Raw genomic sequence first — 20,803 nt, forward strand, 5'->3', positions numbered from 1 at the left:
GAAGGCGCAGAGCGCCTTCTGAAAGACCGTCAGCGCAGAGCGCTGACCGGCCGGCCGGGGGCCGGCCGAGGAGCCGGCCCGCGGGGCGGGCCGGAGGCCGGCGGGCGGTTCGGCCTCGAATTCGGTTCCTCTTTCCTGGGGTTGGGGTCAGAGAATGGCTGGCTAGGTGGGAGGGGGTTCCCTCGTGGTCCTGGCGGGCCTTTTCTGTGGTTTCTCGACGGGTTTTCAGGTTTCCCGGCGGGTGTTTCTCTGCGGGTGGTCCTGATTTCCCGTGCTGCCTGATCATTCTAAGGGCTGGAGCCCTTGAAATTCAAGCCGTGTAGCGGAACTTGACCGGGCTTCCGCTCCCCCGGGCCGGGGCTGCTCCGGCGGGGACCGGGCCGCCCTCTGTACGGGCTCTAGCAGCAGCTTACAGGGGTCATGGCAGTCAGGGAAGGGGATCCCGGGGTGCGGCCGTCACGGGGCCGCATGCGGCGATCCGGGGGCGTGTGGGGGTGGCGTTAGATTCGCCTTCCGGGAATTGGCGGGGTGTTAGGTCCGGAGTGTCCGGGGTGTTAGATCCGGGGGTCGCGCCAAGCGTCGCACGCGGGCGGGGCGTTAGATTCGCCGGTCAGTGCGGGGGGCCTTCCCGGGGGCGTTAGATTCGCGTTCGGGGGGTTCGTGGCGGGTGTTAGATCCGGGGTTGCGTGGGGCGGGGCGGGTGGCGTCGGAGGGGTCGGGGTGGATCGGTGGCGGGGGGTCGGGGTGGGGGCGGGGGTGGCCGCCGGGGGTGGGGTGGCGGGGTGAGGTTTCTAGTTGGGGACGGGTTTGGTTGAGCGTGTGGGGGTGATCCCGTTCCGGGTGTTGCGTATTCGCGTTTCGATGTGTACTGTAGTTATCACGAGGTCGGGGGAACGAAGAACCGGCCGAGAACCACACCACCTGAACCCTGTTGGAGGGGATCTTCATGTCCGGCACCCAGACGTTCACCACCCCGGCCGGTAACACCTACGCCTACACCGTCGAGGCCGGCGAGAACGGCGAGGCCGTCTACGACCTGTCCCAGGTCTTCCAGGACGGCGTGTTCCCGATCGGCTCGGTCGTGGTCCACCCGAACTGGGAGCTGTTCCCGGCCGTCAAGGGTCTGCTGAACGTCCAGTTCGGCAAGGGCAGCCCCGAGGACCGGCACGGCCGGACCGACCTCCCGATGCTCGGTGACGGCGATCTGCCGTACGTCGTCGGCTCCCACCTGGTCAACCCGGCGGACCTGACCGCCGAGACCGACGGCGAGGGCGCGGCGCTGCTGAAGTTCCGCAAGCGGATGCTCGGGGCGGCGTTCCCGACCAACTCCCCGGCCGAGAGCGCGAGCCAGGAGACGTTCGAGAAGGTCCGGGACCTGGTGACCGGTCTGGTCAAGGTCTACCAGGCCGACAAGGACACCGAGGCGCGCGAGGCCGCGTACGAGAACTTCCTCAACGGCAAGCGCGCGGAGGCCGTCGAGGCCGAGATCGGCAAGCTCGACGGCAGGGTCCAGGCGCTCATGATCCAGCGCGCCGCGCTGGTCGAGAAGCTGAACCGCTACAAGGCCGCCTGAGCCCCCACAGACCGCCCGGCGGCCCCAACCCCCACCCCAGGGCCGCCGGGCCCCACACCGCCCGGCCCCCGGCCCACACACCCCCCTCCACCAGGGCCCAGGGCCGGGCACCCCACACCACCCAAGAGGAAGCAGCCAAGATGCGCGACAGCCGGTCTGAGATATCCACGTGCCCCGGATGGGGCGAGGAGTGCGGCAACGAGACTGAGGGGTCCGACCTCTGCCCCGACTGCCTCATGGCGCGGCTGAACGCGCAGTCCCCCCGAATTCCTCTCTGACTCGTCCCTGCCCGGTGCGGGCGGCCCTACCCCCAAGGGCCGCCCGCACCCACCACCGGCCCCGCCCCACCAACCCGCCTACCTGGGAGCACTGATGAACCGGAAGATCGGACGCAGGACCGGAATCGTTCTGGGTGCCTTGCTCGGGGGCATCGCCCTTGGCCTTACCTGGCTCGCGTTCCAGGTCTCTATGGACGCTGTGCGCGCCATGCCGGACTTCGGCGCTGTCGCTCCCCCGGGACACAGCTGCCGATAGGGGTCGCTTCCCACCGGGAATCGGCTCCCACAGGCCGCCCGTGTCGCTCCCGCACGCCCACGGGCTCCGGGCAGTGCAGGCGACAGACACGGGCGGCCCCTGACCACCCTGACCCCGCTACAGATCCCTTGCAGATGGAGAGGACACCCCATGGCCACCGACAAGCTCACCGAGCTGCTGGCCCGCGCGGCTGACGGCGACGTCGAGGCCGCCGCCGCGTTCCTGCGAGCGCGGGCGGTCCGGGCCCGCGCGGCGGATCGCGTCACCTCTAGCGCACGGGTCGCCGCTCTGCGGATGATCCGCGCGGACCGGTAGGCCCCTCTGCCCGACCCCGCCCCTCCTGACGCGCGCCCCTCCCCCACCTCCTTTGCACGCGCCCCGCTCAGCGTTTCGCTGGGCGGGGCCGCTTGCGTTCCGCGCCGATCTACGACGGCTCAACTCCCCGGCCCACTCGAACCTCGGACCCCGTCTCGGCCTCCTGGCTCCTGTGGCTCGTAGTCCTTCGCGTTTCCCGTTCCCCTGTCCGTCTCCGGTCTCGTGTTCTGTCTGTCTCTCGTTTGGTCGTTGTCCCCTGCGGCTGCCCTCTATCTCCTCAGCTCTTGCGCTTCTGGGGTTCTTCGTCTCGCTTGCTGTTGTCGTCTAACTGCTCTCGCTGCTCACTGCCCTCTTTCCTCTTGTTCTGCTGCTCTCCCATCCATGTCGCTTGCTCCTCGCTTCCCTCCGGCTTCCTCCCTCCTGTCGTTCGTCTGTGGCTCTTCGCTAGTGTCCTCAGTGCCCTTGGGGGTCTCGTAGAGAAGTAGTCGGCGCGCTCAGGACCCCTTGACTGTGCCGCTGAAGTGCATGTTTCCCCGTTGAGGGTGCCGTGTGGGGGCAACTTGTAGGGCAACTTGCAGGGCGACTTGAAAAGCAACTTGAAAGGCAACTTGTAGGGCAACTTGCAGGGCAACCTGGTGTCGGGCCGTGTGTGCAGGGTCAGGACCGGTCTGTCATGGGGGGGGGGGGAGATCTCTCCCCTCTCGGCGGTTCTTCTTAGGGGGAGAGAAATCACCCCCCGAAGCTGGCTCTTTCAGGGGGGGAGAAATCTCCCTCGCGCGGGGAGGGAGATTTCTCAGTACCGCGAGGGGGGAGATTTCTCCCCCCTCGCGGGAGGGGGGAGAAATCACAGTCCCAAGGGTGCAGCCCCGGGCGACTGGCGGCCGCGCAGGGCCGGCAGACACGGAGGTGCCTGCCGGCCCTGCGCCGCTCGGGTGCAGCGTGCTCACGCGTCCCGGGGCACTACGCTGCTCGTGGCCGGCTCGGAGGCGGGGATGCGACCGTCGAGGCAGAGTTCGCGGTAGCCGGGCGTGTAGGTGAAGCCGTGTCCCTCGCAGGTAGCGCAGTCGAGGGCATGGGTGGTGGGGGCGCCGTAGCAGAGGATCGGTTCCTGGTGGACGGCGGTGTAGATGTCGTCGCCGTGGTGCTCCCAGGTGAGCACGGTGAGGACTTCGCCGGTGCCGGCGCAGCGCCCTGCGCAGTCGTGGGGGTGTGGGTCGACGTCTTCGTCCTGGTCGTCGAAGTCGCGGAAGGCGTCGAGGAGGTACGCGCGGGCGCGGGGGTCGCTCAGCGTGGATCGGCGGTCGAAGGCCCGCAGGGCGTGGCCTGCGTTGGCCGCGGCCGCCGCCGTGGCGTTGTCGGTCGGGGCCGCGGTGGCGGCCCAGGCGAGGAGGAGTCCGCGGGTCATGATGTGTAGCCGCTGTTCGCTGGCCACGTCGACGGCGGGGAATCGGGGAGTGCGGCCGAGGTTGGCCCAGGCGTAGGTGTCGAGCATTTGGCGAACCAGCCGGGGGCCGGATCGGCGGAACGTGCGTTGGGGCGGCAGAGAGTCGTCAGTGGCTTGGGACGCTCGGCATGCGTCGCCGTGGGTGTGGTGGTGGAGTCGGGCGTATTGGGCTCGTAGGTGGTTGAGGCCGTTGTGGGGATGGTCGTTGAGGGCCAGGCCGTCGACCTCGCGGAGGAGGGCGCCGTGGTCGCGGGCGGCTTCGTAGAGGTCGGTGTCTCGGGTGCGCAGGGCAAGGATGTCGACGAGCGCGCCGGCGTGCAGGAGCTTGAGGCGGCGCAGGGCGGGGACGCCGTTGTGGTCGGGGTCGTGTTCGAGGACATCGGTGAGGCGATAGTGCGCCCACCGTGCTTCGAGGATGAGGCGGGCGATGGACGGGCGTTCATCCCAGTACGCCTTTACGGCGTGTTCGGGGTGGTGGCCGACGGGCATAGGGCTTCCCCTTCAGGGTGACTGGTCGCGGGTGAGTGAGGTTTGGTCAGCCTGCGGCCTTGGGGGTGCTGCGGGCGAGGTCACGATGGCGCGGCGCAGGGGTGTGCTCGGTCGGGGGCTTGCGCTGTGGCTAGCGTCGTTCTTCGTCGAGGAGGTGCGCGTGGCCCCAGGGGTTGGGCTGGGGAACCGGTCGTCCGTGTGCGATGTCGCGGCGGCGCTCGGGGCGGCGTTCTTGTACATAGCCGCGGCAGTGCAGGGCGTCATGCTGGGAGGTGGGCCAGGACGAGGCTGTGGCGCACCAGGGGCAGTGCGGTTTCCGGGTCATGCGCCGGCTCAGGGCGAGAGCGAGCAGGGTGACGGCGGCTCCGAGATGGTTCCGAGAACGAAGGCGTGCATCTGGTGTCTCCCACTGGATGATGCGGGTCCACCGGGTGGTGGCCCCGCATCGGAGGTCGTCGGGGGCGGGTGTGTTGGGGTGGGTAACTGGTCGCGTGGCAGCGGATCGCCAGGGAAGAGCGCCTGGTGGGCCTCGTCGGGGCTCTTTGGCGTCGGTTTTCGTGTCGCTTCGATCACCACCAGTGCCGGAACAGGTAGTTACCGCGCGGGAGTTCGCCGCGGCGGATGAGATCGGCGAGGATCAGGTTCAGCGACGGGGAGAAGGCGCGATCGGCGAAGAATCGGCTCTCGAACACGGCGTTCTCAAGGTCTTGCGTATCGGACGGGTTCGCCTCGACAGTGGCGGGCGTGTTCTCGTCAGCGACGCGAATGCTCAGCCAGTAGTCCAGCTCGGTCATGCCGGTCTTGTAAACGACCTCACCGAGACCGGAGTCCCAGCCCAAGTACACCCTCGCCTCATCGAACTGGTCGAGCGCCTCCTCGTAGTCCCCCTCGGAGGTGAGTTCGTACAGCTTCACGCTGTCATTGGGGATGTGCTCGTCGTCCCGCTGGCAACCGCGCAGCGAGTTGTACGGCTTGCCGTAGACGCGCTCGGCGATGGCTTCGATCGGGATGTGGCCGTTCTCGGCGGTCGCATACTCAGCGTGCGGCTCCAGCATGTAGATGCTGTAGGGGGTGTACTTGGGTGCACCAGGCATGACAGATCTCCCTCTGGGTCTCGGGGGGGTCAGATGCGGTCGTGGAGATCGGTGTCGTTGTAGGTGGTCTCGGAGACCGTGATCCAGCCGGTTCGGTCGCCGTCGCGGAGCTGGAGCTCCCACTTGCCCGGCTGCCAGTGCTGACCGGTCTGCTTCCGGCCGACGTGGTGGCGCTGGCACTGCTTGGTGGGCTGGCTGCTGCCGTCGGTGGTCGAGCCGGACGATCCGGGCTGGGTGGAGCCGGAGGTGCCCCCGTTTGTGAAGGGCTTGCCGGGCGGGGTGCCGCCGGACGAACCTCCGGAGCCGTCGGGGTTGGTGTCGTTGTTCTTCTTGCCGGTACTGCCCGACGAGCTGGACTTGCCGCCGCTGGACTTGCTGCCGCTGGAGCCGCTGCCGCGGCCCGCGAAGGCGGTGGTGGTGAACGAGCTGGTGCGGATGGTCGAGCAGTCCTGGCGGTACACGTCCTCGTACTCGGGGATCCAGGAACCGGCGTAGCCGCGCTTGTCAATGACCTCGCCGTGCTTGATGGGACTGTTGGTGCAGCCGGTGATGATGAGGGCGGTACTCGCGAGGGCGGTTCCGATCATCAGGGTGCGGGGCGCGGGCACGTTGGGCTCCAGGAGGTGTGTGGGTGCGCTCGTCTGCTACAGGTGTTGTGCGCGAGCGGCGTGTGACACAGAGGCGGAACTTTCTCCGCGACCACCACAGTACATATTGAAATACTCATAAGCAACATCGAGTTGAGGGGGTAGGCCAGCTCGCGCTGCGAGGTGTTGGTTGGAGCAGCCGTGGCCCTGGGAGTGCGGGCTGGACGATCGTGCGTCAGTGCATGGTCTGGATGATCCAGGCGAGCAGACAGACGACGGCGATGGCCGCCCACATGCGCAGGGCGGCCGGATCCTTAGCGATCGACTTGGCGTTGGACTCGAACACCTCGGCCGTTGGGGTCATGCCGGGGTGGACGGTGTTCCGATGTTCGTCCCGCTTGGCGGAGGCCTGATCCTTCGGCAGCCATCCTGTCGTGACCCCGCACGGGCCGCACTCGTACCGCCATGCCATCGCGGACCCCTCCACTGGTCTTGCGGGTGTGGTTCGACGGTACCGGGCGGCCGCGCTCTACGGGACGGGAACAGGCTGATAGGGCACGGTAGATGGGGGTGATAGATGCATCTAGCGTTGGGGTAGATCCGCAGGTCAGGCGGTCGTATATGTGACCGATAGATGGCTGGTCGAGCCCCTGTGGGGGAGGGGAGTGGCAGCCGGCCGGAGGACATTTGTGGACGCCCGGGAGCCCCCTTTGGCCGGCGGCCGAGGGAGCTCCCGGGCGGATGGTTCAGTCGGCCTCTGCAGGAGCCTTGAGGAAGGCCACTTCGGGGGGCGGAGCGGGAGGCTCGGCAGGGGGCGCGGCGGGGGCGTTCGGGGTGAGGTCGGGGACAAGCTGGGCGGGGATCCTCAGGGGCCTGCCGAGGGCCTGCTCGAGGTTCTCGACATGCACACCGAAGTAGTTCCTCCCCTGGATGCCCATCTGGGTCCGGACGGGGATGCCAAGGGACTTGCACTTCTGCCTGAGCATGGGCTCCGTCCAGTCGGCCAGCATGTGCTCCTGGTGGATCCGCTTGAGCAGGGTGTCGGTGTGGACGCCCTTGCGGCCTTGGCGGACGGCGAAGGCGACGCTGTGCTCAATGAACACTGCGAAGGCGGCGTCGGCTTCGGCCGAAGTGGCCTGGGGAGTCGTTTCAGGGCCTCGCTCCCCCGCCATTTCATGATCGTTTACGCTGTCGCTCCCCTGCGGCTCCTCCTCGGATGGGGCATGTGCGGCTTCCAGGTCCTCTACTGTGCGGCCGGCTGACAGGCCGGTGCGGACGGCGACGGTCGTGACGACGACCAGCCCAGTGGCGCTGTAGACGTACCAGAGCCCGGGGTGCTTCTCGCTGAAGTGCAGGGCGACGTAGCCGGCGAGGCCGAGTGCGGTGAGGCGGACGAGGAACCCGCCGCGTTCCTGGTCGCCGGCGCGCAGCCAGGCGCCGACGTAGCGCAGCGCGACCATGGTGGCGCTTACCAGGACCGGGACCTCGCGCACGAACGGGATGTGCTCCAGCCTGATCTTCCGCCGTTCCTGCTTGGTGGTGCTCGTCTTGTCCGGCTGCCTGGTCATGCGCCCACCAGGGACAGTGCGGCGGTGGCGACGGAGATGACCGCCCGCCAGATGGAGCCCTGCGCGGCGGCCATGGCGGCCGCGGTAAGCATTCCCCACAGGGCACCGGTGAACGGCACGATGGGGGCGAAGGCGGACAGCACAAGCAGGATGATCACCACGGCAGTCATACCGATGGATCCCAGGTCTGGGTTCGCGGCGACCTGGCGCGGGATGTCCTGGACGGCGATGCCGAGGTCGTGGGGCCAGCTGTCGGCGCGCAGGAAGGCGAGCTCGGCGAAGAAGCCGATGGCCTGGGCGGGGCCTCGGGCCAGCTTCTTCTTCCCCTTGCCCCAGATGCCGTAGATGAGGGTGACGATCAGGATGATGCTGACGGCGGTGGCGGACATCGGGCCGAGGGCGCTGGTTCCGGCCGCGGCGGCGAGCGGGGTGGTCACGGGTGTCCTTCAAAGGTGGAGGGCAGGAACAGGAGGACGGCAATGCCGGCGGAGGCGACCGGGATGTGGGTGAGGAAGCGGACGGCGGCGCAGAACGAGGGCAGGCGGTACAGCCACTTCTCCACGAAGGCGGTGATGGCGCCGCCGGCAACCGCGGCGATCAGCATCACGCCGCCGCCGACGATGAACGGGGTGGTGGGCTCGTTGCTGCTGGCGGCAGCGTCGTGCATGACGGCGAGCGTCCACTGGGGCAGGCCGGTGTTCCACTGGGCGGTGAACAAACCCCAGCTCCAGGCGCCGGCGGTCGCGGCCGCTCCGTTGTGGAGGATGAACCGCTGCAACGGGGTGAGCGACACCCACCAGGCGGTGAGAGAGCTGCGGTTGCGGCCGGGGCCGGTCCCCTCCCCTGCGCGTGCCGGCGGCTCCTGGCCTGTGCCGTAGTAGTGGTGATGCACCTCGTAGGTGTCCGGGTCTGGTGCCTGCGGAGCGGCGGTCTTCTGTACGCGGAACCAGTCGAGCTCGTCGCCCTCGAGCTCCGGGAGGTCTTCGTCCGTGTCCGAGGCGGCCGCGCCCTCGGCCTGGTCGTCGTCCTTGTGTCGACGCCAGGGAACACGAGGTGGCCACACCCTCTTCGCCGGCTCACCCGCGGGCTGCGCCTCTGCGGGCCCGGCCGGCTCAGCCGTGGCGTCCTGGCCCTCTGCGGGCATCGGCTCGTCGGCCGGGGCCTGCTGCTCGGGGATGTCCGTGAGGTCGATGGTCTGCCCGGGCACGGGCAGCCGGCCGCCGGGCGACATCGAGATCCGACGGGTGGCACCGGCGGACGTCAGTTCCTGCTCGGGGCGGGCCGCGGCCGGCTCGGGCTCCTCGTCGACGGGCTGCTCGGCGTGACCGAGGGGCCGGACACCGATGCGGGACAAGAGGCGACGCAGCTGCGTCTCGTCGTCCGGGACGCCGCTCTCCGCCTCCGCGGTCTGGGGCGGTTCGCCCTGAGAGGTGTTGGAGTGCGTCCGGTTTCTCCGGCCGCGGGTGGAAGGGGTCGTGCTCACTGCTCGCTCACCTCTCGGGAGATGGGGCGTCGCACGAGGGCGAGGCGGGGCCGGCCGCGCTGCGGGGCGCTGGCCGACCCGGCCGGTCCGGTAGCGGTGACGGGCCGGCGGGCCGGTGCGACGAGGGCGAGGGCCTCGTTGACGTGCTGGTCGAAGGTGGTGGCGGACATGTGTGGTCCTCACGGTCGTGCTCGCGGGCAGCCCTCCTGAGCGCCCTGCGGAGCGGGGCGTCAGGGTCGGCTGCCGGCGGCGGGGACGAGGAGGCCGCTGTCGTGCTGCTCGAAGTGGTCGCCCACGGTCGGGTCGAGGTGGAAGAGCTCGTCGAGGAGCGGCTGCTGGCCAGCCGGCGCCGGGTCGAAATGGAGGTCTTGGCGGCCGGCGGCCGACTGCGGCGGCTCGTTCGCGAGGGCGAGGGCCTGGTCGAAGTGGTCCGGTTCTTCGCCGTCGGCGCCGTGCGCCTCGGGATGGGCGGCCAGCGCCTTGGGCAGCCACTCGGCCTGCGTCTTCAGGAACTTCTCGGCCCGCGGGTTGCCAATGCCGAGGGCTTCGGCGCACTTGTTGATGCCCCAGGCGAACGTGCCGTCATCCTTGCGCGGGACGATCTCGACGAAGGCGGCCATGACCTCCTCGTCGGTCTTCCGCTCCGCAGCCGTGGTCTCATCCTGCTCGGCGTCGACGTCCGGGTGCGGCGAGGCGGTGTTCTCGTCATCGCTGGCGTCCTCGGGCCCACCGCTCTCGGTCATCCTGGCCTTGACCTGTGGCTCTTCGCCGTCGGCGGGGTGGGATGAGGGCGCAGGATGAGGTTCAGTTGCCTGGGATGGGATGGTCGGGATGGTGCCGATCAGGGTGTTGAGGATGCCCTCGAACGCCGCGGGATTGCGCAGGTTCATCCCGGCGATGTCAGCCTGGCGCACACGGAGCTGGAGCCGGGCGACGACGCGTTTCAGGATGACGGGGTCGGAGCATCCCGCTCGTTCGCTGGCATCCTGGGCGCGGGCGTCGGCGTGCATCTCGGCGAGGCGGTATGCCCAGTGGGTCATCCTGCCGCTCCTCTTGACCGCGTCCTGGGCGCGGCGCAGCCGGTACCAGCGGTAGGCGGCCCGGGAGATGCGGACCTCGGTGGTGGCTTCCTCCTGAGCCAGGTCCTGGCGGGCGGCGAGGAGCAGCGCGACGCGGAAGGCCTCGACGGGGTGGAGCAGGCGCACCAGGGCGATGCGGCGGTCCGGGCGTCCGCCCTTGTTGCGGGCGGCGCGGCGCTCCTCGAGGGAGCCGATCTCCCAGAGCACGGCGGCCAGGACTGGCCACACCGCGCGGACGGCGCCGCCGAGGACGGAGTCGGCTTCGGACGCGGAGAAGACGGCGCTGATGCCGGCCAGGGTCCAGAAGAGTGCTCCGGACAGGCCCGGTCCGTCGCCGTCGTGGGCGCGGCGGCGGGCGCGGCGGCCGCAGACCATCGCCGCGACGTCGAGCGCGACGAAGGGCAGGAGGTCGAAGGGGGCATCCAGGCCCATCTGGTGGTGGCCGACCCGGCGTAGACCGGTGGCCGACAGGGCAGCCGCGGCCGCAGCGATGACGACGGTGAGGAGGTCCTCGAACCGGCGCCCGCGGCGGTCGGCGGCCGCGGCCCGCTCGTTGTCGGTGAGCGCGGCCAGGGCCAGGCGGCGCCGACGCAGGGCGATCGCTGGCCCGAGGGTGAGGACGAGCGTGCCGAGGACGAACTGCCAGCTGCCGAGGAGCTCGGCGAGGTCCGCGCCCTGGGGGGCGAGGTCGGGTGTCACGGGGAGTCCCTCCGGGCAAGGTTGCTGGCCGCATCGGCGGCCCGGGCGCGCAGCGGGTCGCCGCTGGGCTGGATCGGGTCCTGGGTGACCCAGGTCCTGAAGGCGTCACGCTCGGCGGTGACCTGACCGAGCAGGACCAGGAGCATCGCGGTGAGCGGGTTGACGGGCGGTACGTCGGTGCCGGCCGGTACGAGGACGGGGAGTAAGAGGACGTCGTCGCGGCGGGCGAGGGCGCTGACCAGGGCGCGGTTGAGGGCGTATGCGTCGTCGGCGGGGTTCATGCGGCGACCGTCCAGCCGGCGGAACGGCGGTGGGCGGCGACGAGCTCGTCGCGGCGCCGGGCGGCCTCGCGGATGTTCTCCATGTTCTCCAGGCGCTTCTCGCGCTTGCCGGAGGTGCCGAGGTACTGACCGGCCAGCCGCTGAACCTCGCGCGCCGCGGCGATGCGGGCCTGCTGCTGCTGGGCGGCGTGCTGGTCCTCGGCGAGGGCCTGGTCGAGTCGGTCGCGCTCCATGACGAGCCGGCGCTTGAGCTTCTCGGGGGTCAGCCCGCCGCGGATGCCGACGGTGTCGCCCTCGCGGAGGGCGAGTTCGGCGCACGCGGCGCGCACCGGGCACACAGAGCAGTGGTCGCGGACGGTCTGGGCACGGCGGCGGCGCCAGTCGGTGTCCGGCTCTCCGTCCTCCTGGTAGAAGTGGCCGATGTCCGGTTCGGCGGTGAGGCAGACCGAGTACTTCATCGCCTGGCGCAGTTGCGGGGTGCGCAGCTCCTGTGCGACGTAGTGGCCGTCCTGCCGATCAAGGAAGCCGCTGGCGACGAGGCTGTCGAGCGGGCCGGTCGAGGCGACGAACTGGGCGATGCTCGCCTCGGCCGAGCCCGGGTTCGGGCGGGAAGTCGGCGGGTGGGCTGCCATCATGGTGTTCACGCGATCTCATCTCCTGTGACGCTCTGGTGGGTGGATGAGGCGCGTTCACGGCCTCCGGGGGGACCAGCCCCGGGGGCCGCTTGCGTTTTCACGCCCCATCTGACTTAACTGACTGCGTCAGTTGAGTCAGATCATGCATGGCGATGCCGATCACGTCAAGGAGAGGGCGGTCGATCACGTGACGAAGCAGCTGTGGCTGGTGCGGCAAGATGTGGGCATGACGTCCCATCACCCGCACGAACGCGCCGCGGCGGCGCTGCGCGCCGACATCACGGCGGGAACGTTCGCCGCCGGCGAGGCGCTGCCCGGGCAGCGGGAGCTCGCGGAGAAGTACGGCGTCGCCCAGAACACGATGGGACAGGCGCTGCGCCTACTGGAGGCCGAGGGGCTGGTCGAGATGGCACCCCGCCGCCGGACCCGGGTGCTGCAGTCGTTCCCGCAGGTGGAGGTGCAGGTCTCCGACGCCGGCCATCTCTGGCCGGTCGACAGCGAGAGCCTCGGCCATACCGACCTTCACGCCGGCGCCAGAGTCGCCAACCAGCAGGCCGCGGAAGCACTCCTCCTCCCCCCCGGCGCGCGGCTCTTCGAGCGCCAGGCCGTCCTGCTCCACACGGGGACCCCCTGGGCCTGGCAGACGCTGTTCACCGCGACCGAGCTGAACTCGGACAGTGGCGGCCACGCCGTCACCGTCGCCCCCTTCGTCACCGGTGGCGCGCGACAGGAGAGCGGGCACAGCAGCCGTTGGTCCGCGCGGCCGGCGACTGCCGAGGAGAACCGGCTGCTCCGGGGTCACAGCCTGACGGTCCTGGAGGTCCGCAGAGTCGGATACGTCGAGGAACGCCCCAATACATACCTGTTGACGGTCGTACGGGCAGATCGAGCGACCATCCTCACGGGAAGCTCCAGTTCGTAGCCCTCTGCCCCAACTGCCCTTTTTTGTTAGTACTTTTCGACGCCGAGTGGAGAACGCGCCGAGAGCGTGTGCGCGACGGCTGTCAGGGGATAGGGTGACTTTCGCTTGATCCAATACGCCTCACCTCGGGCCCCCGGTGCACAGCGCCGAGGATGAGCCCGGTGAACCGAGAAGGCGGTTCTCCCATGAGCAGCACCGCACAGCTTCTGAGCGGCTCCGCCGCCCCGGGCGCGATGCTGCCATGGGCGCCGTCCGGCGCGATCGGGCCCAGAGATGCGAAAGCCCCCTGGAAGGGGGAGTTGAGGATGTCGTAGACCTTCCGGGCGGGCGCCTCTAGCAAAGGCTGCTCCTCGCCCCTCTCCACCGGCTTCGGAGTTAGCGGCTCCTCTGCCGGCCGTCACCGCTCAGTCCTGGGTTAGCGGCCCAGTTTTGAGCGAGGGCCAGACCGAATGGTCCGGCAATCACTGCCTCCAGCAGCAATCCCCCCGAAGGGGTTTGTCGTTTCCCGGGGCAACCCGGGAGAACGGGGTCCATCTTGCAGTACACCCATGCCCTTTGTCAGCTCGGACGCCACCGAAGCAACCCGATCGCGATGGTTTTTCGCCCGTCCGTGACGCCAACGCCACTCTCCGTTCCCACTCTCGCGGCCAGCGCTCCCGCCGGGATCCGTCGTGGCCCAGCTCGGTCCAGTGGCCGGCCCTTGACCAGCTCCAGCCGGCACCCCTTGACCAACAAGGCCGATGCCTCGCTCCCCACATCTGGCCGATGTCCCTTCACGGGCTTGGTCAAGAGGCTGGTCAAGGGGGCCCGCCGCCACCCCGGACACCCCCTTGACGCGCAGGTCACAGGCTTGCCAGGGATTTTCTCGGCCCGACTGTCACACCGTCGGCTTTTTCGACACCCGTAGCAGCTGAAGGGCCCTTTCCTTCAGCTTCCGCCCGAGTGCCTCTGGCCAGACCCCAGACCGCGCGTCCCCGCCGGACGCCGTCGAGACCCAGCGCACACGAGTCGCCGCCCCGCGGCGCCGGTGCGCCAGGAGAAGCGTGCCCCGCACAACAGCAGTACCGAGCAGCCCGCCGCCAGCGGGCGATCAGGCGCGCCCGCAGCGCCGCCAGCGGGTCAAGGTGCCCCTGCGCCTCGTCACCAACCCGCACTACGCCGACGTCGCGGTGACCACGTACGTGAAGATCGCCGCGTTGGCCTCACGTCCCGAGGGCTGCACGGCGGCGACCGCGACCATCGCGGAGTACGTCGGCCTGTCGAAGGCCTCCGTCGAACGCGGCATGACGCAGCTGATGCGCCCCGGGCCCGACGGCGTAGTCGAGCTGTCCTCGACCCGCCGTTCCCTGCCCGGCGGATGCGGCACCTCGGCGGTGCGCCGTACTCGGCCGCTGTCCGCGACCGAGCGATTCGTGTGGATCCCGGTGGCCGCGGCCGAGGACCTCACCCCGCGCCAGCTCCGCGCGTACGCGCTCATCGCCTACGCCCAGGCCCAGAAGATCCCGCTCACCGAGTCGGAAATCGCAGGGGCGCTCCACCACCACAGCGGCCAGCGGGCCGGACAGCCGCTCACCGCCGCGGCAGCCGGTGCGATCGTCGACGAGCTGGAAGCAACGCGGTGGATCACCGTGGAGCGGCGGGCCGGCGTGCGCGGCCGCCACCACTTCATCGCTCACGACATCCCGTCCGCCGCCCAGGACCTGCCCTGTGGACAACCGTCCCCCACGGGCGTCGCGCCCTCCTCCACCTCTGCTCCTGGTGAGGGATCGGGTTCCTCGGCTGGTGCGGGATCACTCGCGACTAAGGAAGAACCTAGGACTGACCGACCTGATGACGAGCGCGCACTCTTCTCACCCGCCGTAGGCGAGGTACAGGTAGGTGAAGGTGTGGAAAACCGCTGTGCTCGACTGCCACACGACTCCGGCGAAGACGGCCTCGCGCTGCGCGCGGATGACCACCAGACCCCCTTGACCACCCCCTTGACCAACCCCAGCGGCTCCTACGACGGGCCCGGGCTGACCGTCAGCGCCCGGGTCCACGCCGTCCTCGAGCCGGTGCACTGGCTCTTCCGGCAGACCAGCGTCTACATGCAGCGGCGCATCGCCAGGGAAGTCGGCCGCCAGTTGCGCTCCGGCATCGACGACGCCCGGCTGCGGCAGCGGCTGGAGACACGGGTCTGTCGCACCTTCACCGACGAGATCCGCGATCCCGGCCGGTGGATCCTCGGTGTCGGCCTGCCCCGCTGGGGCTGCGGCATCTTCGACTGCGAAGCCGGCGTCCTGTGGAGCAGCGGCCGCCGGTGCTCAGTGTGCGAGGAGATCGTCCGTGACCGGCGCCGCGCCACGGCTCAGCCCGAGGCGCCCACTCCCGCCATCGTCCATCCTGTCCCTGCTCCTGTTCCCGTCCAGCCGTCCGCTCTCGCGGCTCCCCGGGGCCGGTGCCCGGAGTGCGGCTGCGCCGTCCTGGTGCTGAACCGCGCCCAGCCAGCCCCCCGGTGCAAGCCCTGCCGAGAGGAGCACGAGGGTGGACGGGCAAGTGGTCCGCCCCCGTCGGCACACCCCGAAGTGTGCGCGGGATGGGACGGCAGTGGATGCACCCGCCCGGCCCTCGGCTCCACCGGCCTCTGTGTCCGATGCCGGACCCGCCGGATGGAGCGGGCCGCATCATGAGCCGCCCACTTCACCCGTCGAGACTCACCACTCCCGGGTCGCCCCGGGCCACCTCCACCGGAACGCGTCCCACTCCGCAGGCGCCGAAGGAGCAGAGCTCGGCATCAACCGCACCGCAGCGCCGTCGGCCGTTCCGGACATCGGGGCCGCGGGCATGGTCGACGTCCCGGCACCGGACCAAGGCTTCTCGTAGCGCCACGGCCCCCTTGACCGGCCTTCCCCACCCGCCGGGCTCCTCCTTGACGCGCGGTCCGGGTCAAGGGGAAACCTGACCGTCCATCGCCGGGTGCCGCAGCACCTCGAAGTCACCATCGTGGAGTGGCGCCGAGGGTCGCGGCCGCCGGATGAGTGGACGCCACCGAGGCCGATGCGTCGGCCCCATCCATCCCGGGCCACTCGCGCAACCGCCATCCATCGCCCGCCGCCGCGCACTGAGTGGGCTCCACCGTGTGCGCGGTGGAGCCCACTCAGTGGAGTGGAGTGAGGCCCGACCCCCGCCATCGGGTGTCGCTCATCGGCCACTCCCCCCGGTGGACGACACCCGATGCACCGGCCGGCCCGGTCTCCACTCAGTGGCCTCCACTCGATGCCCCCGGATCCCCTCGCACCGGTAGCACCCGCCGATGGGACCCGGCGGACAAGGCGAGAGACGACGAATGCCCGAAGCACAGAAGGGATCGTGGAGAGCGGGAGCATCCGTCCAGGACGTCCGCCGACGGCACCCTCTGTCAGAGCCCCTCTGCCCTCTCGCCCCCTTGACCACCTGCCTCGCGCAGGTTGCCCCACCCCCTTGACCGGCCTCCGTTCCACCCCTTGACCACCGGCCGTGGCCCTGCCGTTTCCCCTTGACCTCGGCCCAGGTCAAGGGGAAACCCGGCGTCCGATCAACGTCCAGGAACCGATGCGGCTGGGGCGCAGCACCGACTCCAGCGGCAACCGATTCGACACGGGCCAGCCGATCAGCGGACGAACGACAGTGCGGACAGGCTTCCTCCCGGGCGAGCACCGGGGCGGGCGGAACACCGTGCAGGGGTGATGGGGGTCCGGGGCTTCAGCACGACCTCGCGGTGGCGTCCATCGCAATGGACCGAAGTGTGGGTGGACGGCGCAGCGCGAGGCCTGAGTGCGGATGGACCCGAGCACCCCGCGATGGGGCCGGCCCATCCACTCGATGTACTCCATCCAATCCAGTGGACCGGAGTGGGCAACCGGCGCCGGAGTCCACCCACAGAGTGGAGGGTGGACTCCATCCGGGGCTCCGCGCACACCTTGGTGCCCACCCGATGGAGTGCCGGCCGCGCCATCGGGTGTCGTCCACCGGCCAGCCAACCCCAGTGGGCGACACCCAGCCGCCCACCCACACAGTGGGCTCCGCCCGGTCGCGAGAGGCCAAAGCGGAAGGCCGCCCGAAGTGTCGGTGGAAGGTGAAGCGGAGCGTGCCACACACCGAGACGGCCCCCAGCGAGCATCTGCTGACGGCGCCTTCCGGCCGCCCTTGCCCACCTGCACTGCGCAGGCTCCCCACCCTCTTGACCGGCCTCCGTTCCACCCCTTGACCACCGGCCGTGGCCCTGCCGTTTCCCCTTGACCTCGGCCCAGGTCAAGGGGAAACCCGGCGTCCGATCAACGTCCAGGAACCGATGCGGCTGGGGCGCAGCACCGACTCCAGCCGAGCCGTGGGTCGATCTGCTGGGACCAACCTGCGGATGAGCATCGTGGCCGCAGGGCTTCATCCCCGGCACGCACCGAGCGCCCCGGCGGCGATGGCGGCAGCCCGAGCCTTCGATGGCGTCCATCGCGATGGGTGGATGGGTGGATGTGGGAGCACCGAGCCCACTGGGTGGCCACCACATGGACGTACGCGAGCGCCGCGACAGAGGCGCGGTCCATCCACTCGGTGGGCTCCATCCACTCGGTGGGCTCCATCCACTGCCAGTGGCCTCCACTCCTGCCCCTGGTCGGAGTGCGGCCACACCCCCATCCACCCGCCCAGTGGACGCCCCTTGCCCACTCCGCCCGCCCTTGACCATGGCCCTCCTGCTCACCCAGACACCCGGAGCGGGCCGAGCCCTAGACTCATAAACCCTTGACATCGTTTAGGGTTTACGTCAGAGTATCTCTAGACGGTGTTTAGGGATTTGGGGTAAGTTGGATGAACAGCAAGGACGTCCGGCAGCTCATCAAGAAGCTGAAGGCTCAGGGCTTCGAGGCCACCCCGACTAAGGGCGGCCATTGGCTGGTGAAGAAGGGCAGCGTTCGAGTCACCACACTGCCGGGCACGCCGTCTGACCCACGCAGCCTGAAGAACTGCATCGCCGCCCTCAAGCGGCACGGATACACCCCGTAGACCACGGGGCCCGCCCGGCAAACCGGGCGGGCCCCCAACCGCCCCCACCGAGAACTGGAGACGATCATGACCCAGGCATGGAGCATCTACGTCGAGCTCGGCTGCTGCGATGCTCCGGACGACCTCTACGACGACCTGCACGACCGGCTTGCCACCGCCCATCCCGCCGTCGGCACCGCTCCCAACGGCAACCTGTCCGTGCGCATCTTCGTAGAGGCATCCACCGCCCGGCAGGCCGTCGACACCGGCCTGAAGACCGTCTCCGCTGCCCTGAAGGACCTCGGCGTCACCGCCCCCGTTGTGGGCGTCGAAGCCATCACCGAAGCCGAACTGGACCGCCGCAACGCCGAGAAGGACGTCCCGGCACTCGCCGGCGTCGGCGAGATCGCCGAACTCTTCGGCGTCACCCGGGGCCGCGCTGGACAGCTCACCAAGCGCGACGACTTTCCCCCTGCGGTCGCCATCCTGAAGTCCGGACCGATCTACGTGAAGGAGCAGGTACAGGCCTTCGGGCAGCGCTGGGACCGCAAGGGAGGCCGTCCGGCGAAGCCCGTCGTCCTGACTGAGGCGGAGAAGGTTCTGCTTGCGGCGCTCCGGGATGCACAGGCCGCCCACTCCCGCGCGACCGTGGGCTGGGCGGAGCAGGGGGACCAGCTCGTCGTCACGAGCGGAGAGGGCCGTGCCTTCGTGGTGGAGCTGAAGGCCTCCGCGACCGGCGAGGCGCAGATCCCCGATGAGGTCATCGAGAAGCTCTCGAAGGAGAAGTTGGTCAGCGTGACCCGCCGCAGCGACGAGCTGGATGTCGAACTGACGGCGAAGGGTGAGAAGCACGCCGCCGAGATGTGAATGGCGGACAACCGACGGAGGCCCGCCCCGGCATCGGACGCTGTTGGTTAATTCCGCCCCGCTGGATCTCATCCAGCGGGGCGGAGTGCTGCGAAGGGTGAAACGCGGGTGCGGGCGAGGGGTCTGCCGGTGAGGTAGGCGTCGAGGCGGGCGAGGTTGATGGCGGCTCCGGTGAGATGGTGCTGGAGCCGGGTTTTCGCGAGGCCGCGATAGCGGGATCTGCGCAGGCCGAAAGCCTGGACGCCCTGGGAGATGGTTCCTTCGACACCGGCGCGGTGTGCATAGCGGCGACGCCAGTGGTCGGTGTCCTGCTCGACGCGGGCCTTGCGGAGGATGTCGTGTTCAGCCTGCGTTCGAAGGGTGAGATTGCGGCCGGTCCTGGCTGTGGTGCACGACGTTCGCAGTTCACAGGGACCGCAATGGCGGGCGGCGAACCGGACACGGGTGACCGCGGTGCCTTCCTGGCTTCGGGCCTCTCGCCACTGGACGCTGGTGTGGCCACCGGGACACACGGCCCGTTGCTGGTCCCAGTCCACGGTGAAGCGGGTGTTGTCGAAGACGTTCCCGCTCGCCTGCCCCTTCACCGTGGTGGCCTGGACCGGGCCGACCAGTTCCACGCTGTGATCGCGGAGAGCATGGTGGATCTGCCCGGCGTCCACATATCCGGCGTCCACGAGATGCTCGTCGGGCAGGAGCCCGCGCTCATCCAGGGCGGCATGGATGTCCCCCAGGACGACGACATCGGCGACCGGCGCCGGCGTGGTGTGGATGTGGGTGATCAGGTGCGGGGCATCGGGCTCGCAGGTCTCGCTGAGGTGGACCTTGTAGCCGGACCAGTCCACGTCCCGCTTCGATCCGGTCCGGGCATCGGGTTCATGAGGGGTGCGTAAGCGGATCAGGCCGGGCGGAAGATTCTTCACCTCGCGCCAGCGCGTGACGCCATCGACATGCTGGAACTGTTGCACCCACGTCTGCCGCAGGATCTCCACCGCGGGCAAGCACCGCAGACCGGGCGGGGCCGCACCCGACCAAACGGCCTCCAGCAGCGTCATGCCGTCGGCGCCGCACTGGTCGCCGTGCTCGACGCGGGCCGCCCACCGGGACGGAAAGCGCCTGTCCTCCGGCCGGGCCGAGTATCGGTCAAACCACTCCGGCGTCGCCAGCGTCACCAGCCAGTCCCCGGCAACTTCGGCGATCTGGTTCAACGCGGCCCTCAGCGTCTCGACCACGAACTCCAGCCGGTTCAGGTCCCTTGTCACGGCCAGCACGTGGGTAGCGTCGGTGCGCTGCCGCTTGCCCGCCTTGACCAGCCCGGCCCTCCCGGCCGCCGCCAGTACCGCGTCGAATACCGACCGGCCCGCATCATCGTCGGCCAGCCGGGCCCGGAACTCGCTGAGCACGGAGAAGTCGAACCCGGTATCGGTCAGCTCCAGCGACAGCGCGTACTTCCAGTCCAGCCGTGAACGGACCGCATGCGCGGCCTGCCGGTCAGTCAGCCCCTCCGCGAACTGCAACACCGACACCAGCGCCAGCCGAGCCGGCGACACCGCCGGACGCCCCCGCGCAGGGAACAACGCCTCGAACTGGACGTCCTCGAAGACCGGCCCGAGCACATCCCGCATCCGCATCGCCAGACATCCCTTCGGAAACACCGCACGCACCACCCGCGCGGTCTCCTCCGGGATCTCCGCCAACTCCACCCCACGCAACGACACAACCCCACCCCTGGACATGACGACGGCCTGCACCACCCCAACGGGGTCGTACAGGCCGTCGTCACGCAAGACCCGGATTTACCAACAGCGTCCGGCATCGGGGCGGGCCTCCGCACGTTCCGGGGGACCACGCCGGCAACTCGCGGTCCACTCCCACCGCGGGCGCTGCGTACTGAGGGGGCTCCATCCAGTGCTCCGCGGTCTGATGGAGCCCACTCGGTGGAAAGCCACCCACCCATTGCATGTCGTCCATCGGCCCGCACCACCTGGTCGACGAAACCCGATGGACCGGGTCTTGTCCACCCACGCAGTGGGCTCCATCCAACCCGGTGCACCGGTGGCATCCATCGATGACGCACGGTGGAGGAGGCGGGGAGCGGCATGTGCCACCACCCGGAGTGGGTCTCAGGCAGGCGGCTTCTGGTGATGCCTCCTCTGTCCTTCCCACCCCCTTGGCCGGCCCCCCTTCCACCCCTTGACCACGGGCCTGCGCCTCTGCTGTTTCCCCTTGACCTCGGCCCAG

At 69.7% G+C, this 20,803-nt stretch carries 18 protein-coding genes; 6 read left to right on the forward strand and 12 right to left on the reverse strand.

Translation table 11 applies throughout. The features are described from left to right. Positions 1-946: 946 nt before the first annotated feature. Entirely contained in the window at positions 947-1,573 is a 627-nt protein-coding gene (locus AB0C59_RS05415; protein ID WP_024126899.1) for a DUF4200 domain-containing protein, read from the forward strand. Between the two features lie 684 nt (positions 1,574-2,257). After that, positions 2,258-2,422 carry a hypothetical protein gene (locus AB0C59_RS05420; RefSeq protein ID WP_157846297.1) on the forward strand — a complete coding sequence of 55 codons (165 nt, stop codon included), beginning with the start codon at positions 2,258-2,260 and terminating at the stop codon, positions 2,420-2,422. A 943-nt stretch (positions 2,423-3,365) separates the two neighbouring features. Here AB0C59_RS05420 and AB0C59_RS05425 read toward each other — a convergent pair. From AB0C59_RS05425 to AB0C59_RS05475, 11 genes are all read right to left on the reverse strand, one after another. After that, positions 3,366-4,355 carry a hypothetical protein gene (locus AB0C59_RS05425; RefSeq protein ID WP_355274892.1) on the reverse strand — a complete coding sequence of 330 codons (990 nt, stop codon included), beginning with the start codon at positions 4,353-4,355 and terminating at the stop codon, positions 3,366-3,368. Between the two features lie 569 nt (positions 4,356-4,924). Further along, positions 4,925-5,449 (reverse strand): hypothetical protein, encoded by a 525-nt coding sequence (locus tag AB0C59_RS05430; protein WP_363001283.1) that lies wholly within the window; start codon positions 5,447-5,449, stop codon positions 4,925-4,927. Positions 5,450-5,478: 29 nt separating this feature from the next. After that, positions 5,479-6,057, reverse strand: a complete 579-nt coding sequence (locus tag AB0C59_RS05435) for a hypothetical protein (RefSeq protein WP_355274898.1) — start codon at positions 6,055-6,057, stop codon at positions 5,479-5,481. A gap of 214 nt (positions 6,058-6,271) precedes the next feature. Continuing rightward, positions 6,272-6,400, reverse strand: a complete 129-nt coding sequence (locus AB0C59_RS05440) for a hypothetical protein (protein ID WP_267883136.1) — start codon at positions 6,398-6,400, stop codon at positions 6,272-6,274. Between the two features lie 382 nt (positions 6,401-6,782). Continuing rightward, positions 6,783-7,604 carry a hypothetical protein gene (locus tag AB0C59_RS05445; protein ID WP_355274903.1) on the reverse strand — a complete coding sequence of 274 codons (822 nt, stop codon included), beginning with the start codon at positions 7,602-7,604 and terminating at the stop codon, positions 6,783-6,785. Beyond that, positions 7,601-8,041: a hypothetical protein gene (locus AB0C59_RS05450; protein ID WP_030819272.1), complete on the reverse strand. Its 441-nt coding sequence runs from the start codon at positions 8,039-8,041 to the stop codon at positions 7,601-7,603. Before AB0C59_RS05450 ends, AB0C59_RS05445 begins: the two co-directional genes overlap by 4 nt. Further along, entirely contained in the window at positions 8,038-9,087 is a 1,050-nt protein-coding gene (locus tag AB0C59_RS05455) for a hypothetical protein (RefSeq protein ID WP_355274906.1), read from the reverse strand. Before AB0C59_RS05455 ends, AB0C59_RS05450 begins: the two co-directional genes overlap by 4 nt. Beyond that, on the reverse strand, positions 9,084-9,257 hold the full coding sequence (locus AB0C59_RS05460) for a hypothetical protein (protein WP_167353438.1): 174 nt from the start codon (positions 9,255-9,257) through the stop codon (positions 9,084-9,086). The genes AB0C59_RS05455 and AB0C59_RS05460 overlap by 4 nt, the downstream gene beginning before the upstream one ends. A gap of 60 nt (positions 9,258-9,317) precedes the next feature. After that, positions 9,318-10,865, reverse strand: coding sequence for a DUF2637 domain-containing protein (locus AB0C59_RS05465; RefSeq protein ID WP_355274909.1), 1,548 nt, complete (start codon positions 10,863-10,865; stop codon positions 9,318-9,320). Continuing rightward, on the reverse strand, positions 10,862-11,146 hold the full coding sequence (locus AB0C59_RS05470) for a hypothetical protein (protein ID WP_030381382.1): 285 nt from the start codon (positions 11,144-11,146) through the stop codon (positions 10,862-10,864). The genes AB0C59_RS05465 and AB0C59_RS05470 overlap by 4 nt, the downstream gene beginning before the upstream one ends. Further along, a complete protein-coding gene (locus AB0C59_RS05475) occupies positions 11,143-11,781 on the reverse strand; it encodes a WhiB family transcriptional regulator (protein WP_355274919.1) in 639 nt (212 codons plus the stop codon). Before AB0C59_RS05475 ends, AB0C59_RS05470 begins: the two co-directional genes overlap by 4 nt. 226 nt (positions 11,782-12,007) lie before the next feature. Here AB0C59_RS05475 and AB0C59_RS05480 point away from each other — a divergent pair, with 226 nt between their 5' ends. From AB0C59_RS05480 to AB0C59_RS05495, 4 genes are all read left to right on the forward strand, one after another. Beyond that, positions 12,008-12,703, forward strand: coding sequence for a GntR family transcriptional regulator (locus AB0C59_RS05480; protein WP_233435937.1), 696 nt, complete (start codon positions 12,008-12,010; stop codon positions 12,701-12,703). Between the two features lie 1,043 nt (positions 12,704-13,746). Continuing rightward, entirely contained in the window at positions 13,747-15,372 is a 1,626-nt protein-coding gene (locus tag AB0C59_RS05485; RefSeq protein WP_355274913.1) for a hypothetical protein, read from the forward strand. Between the two features lie 2,152 nt (positions 15,373-17,524). Beyond that, positions 17,525-17,719: a type II toxin-antitoxin system HicA family toxin gene (locus AB0C59_RS05490; protein WP_030381387.1), complete on the forward strand. Its 195-nt coding sequence runs from the start codon at positions 17,525-17,527 to the stop codon at positions 17,717-17,719. A gap of 66 nt (positions 17,720-17,785) precedes the next feature. Continuing rightward, positions 17,786-18,565 (forward strand): hypothetical protein, encoded by a 780-nt coding sequence (locus tag AB0C59_RS05495; RefSeq protein ID WP_355274916.1) that lies wholly within the window; start codon positions 17,786-17,788, stop codon positions 18,563-18,565. A 68-nt stretch (positions 18,566-18,633) separates the two neighbouring features. Here the strand turns inward: AB0C59_RS05495 and AB0C59_RS05500 are convergent, their stop codons facing one another. Then, positions 18,634-20,298 (reverse strand): IS1182 family transposase, encoded by a 1,665-nt coding sequence (locus AB0C59_RS05500; protein ID WP_355274995.1) that lies wholly within the window; start codon positions 20,296-20,298, stop codon positions 18,634-18,636. Positions 20,299-20,803: the final 505 nt, after the last annotated feature.

The sequence above is a fragment of the Streptomyces sp. NPDC048664 genome (assembly GCF_040650555.1).
Classification (GTDB): domain Bacteria; phylum Actinomycetota; class Actinomycetes; order Streptomycetales; family Streptomycetaceae; genus Streptomyces.

What these genes read in the sequence shown, in the direction of transcription:
- AB0C59_RS05415 (WP_024126899.1), top strand. Translation starts at nt 947, where the DNA reads ATGTCCGGCACCCAGACGTTCACCACCCCGGCCGGTAACACCTACGCC.
- AB0C59_RS05420 (WP_157846297.1), top strand. Translation starts at nt 2,258, where the DNA reads ATGGCCACCGACAAGCTCACCGAGCTGCTGGCCCGCGCGGCTGACGGC.
- AB0C59_RS05425 (WP_355274892.1), bottom strand. Translation starts at nt 4,355, where the DNA reads ATGCCCGTCGGCCACCACCCCGAACACGCCGTAAAGGCGTACTGGGAT.
- AB0C59_RS05430 (WP_363001283.1), bottom strand. Translation starts at nt 5,449, where the DNA reads ATGCCTGGTGCACCCAAGTACACCCCCTACAGCATCTACATGCTGGAG.
- AB0C59_RS05440 (WP_267883136.1), bottom strand. Translation starts at nt 6,400, where the DNA reads ATGACCCCAACGGCCGAGGTGTTCGAGTCCAACGCCAAGTCGATCGCT.
- AB0C59_RS05445 (WP_355274903.1), bottom strand. Translation starts at nt 7,604, where the DNA reads ATGACCAGGCAGCCGGACAAGACGAGCACCACCAAGCAGGAACGGCGG.
- AB0C59_RS05460 (WP_167353438.1), bottom strand. Translation starts at nt 9,257, where the DNA reads ATGTCCGCCACCACCTTCGACCAGCACGTCAACGAGGCCCTCGCCCTC.
- AB0C59_RS05470 (WP_030381382.1), bottom strand. Translation starts at nt 11,146, where the DNA reads ATGAACCCCGCCGACGACGCATACGCCCTCAACCGCGCCCTGGTCAGC.
- AB0C59_RS05475 (WP_355274919.1), bottom strand. Translation starts at nt 11,781, where the DNA reads ATGATGGCAGCCCACCCGCCGACTTCCCGCCCGAACCCGGGCTCGGCC.
- AB0C59_RS05480 (WP_233435937.1), top strand. Translation starts at nt 12,008, where the DNA reads ATGACGTCCCATCACCCGCACGAACGCGCCGCGGCGGCGCTGCGCGCC.
- AB0C59_RS05490 (WP_030381387.1), top strand. Translation starts at nt 17,525, where the DNA reads ATGAACAGCAAGGACGTCCGGCAGCTCATCAAGAAGCTGAAGGCTCAG.
- AB0C59_RS05495 (WP_355274916.1), top strand. Translation starts at nt 17,786, where the DNA reads ATGACCCAGGCATGGAGCATCTACGTCGAGCTCGGCTGCTGCGATGCT.
- AB0C59_RS05500 (WP_355274995.1), bottom strand. Translation starts at nt 20,298, where the DNA reads ATGTCCAGGGGTGGGGTTGTGTCGTTGCGTGGGGTGGAGTTGGCGGAG.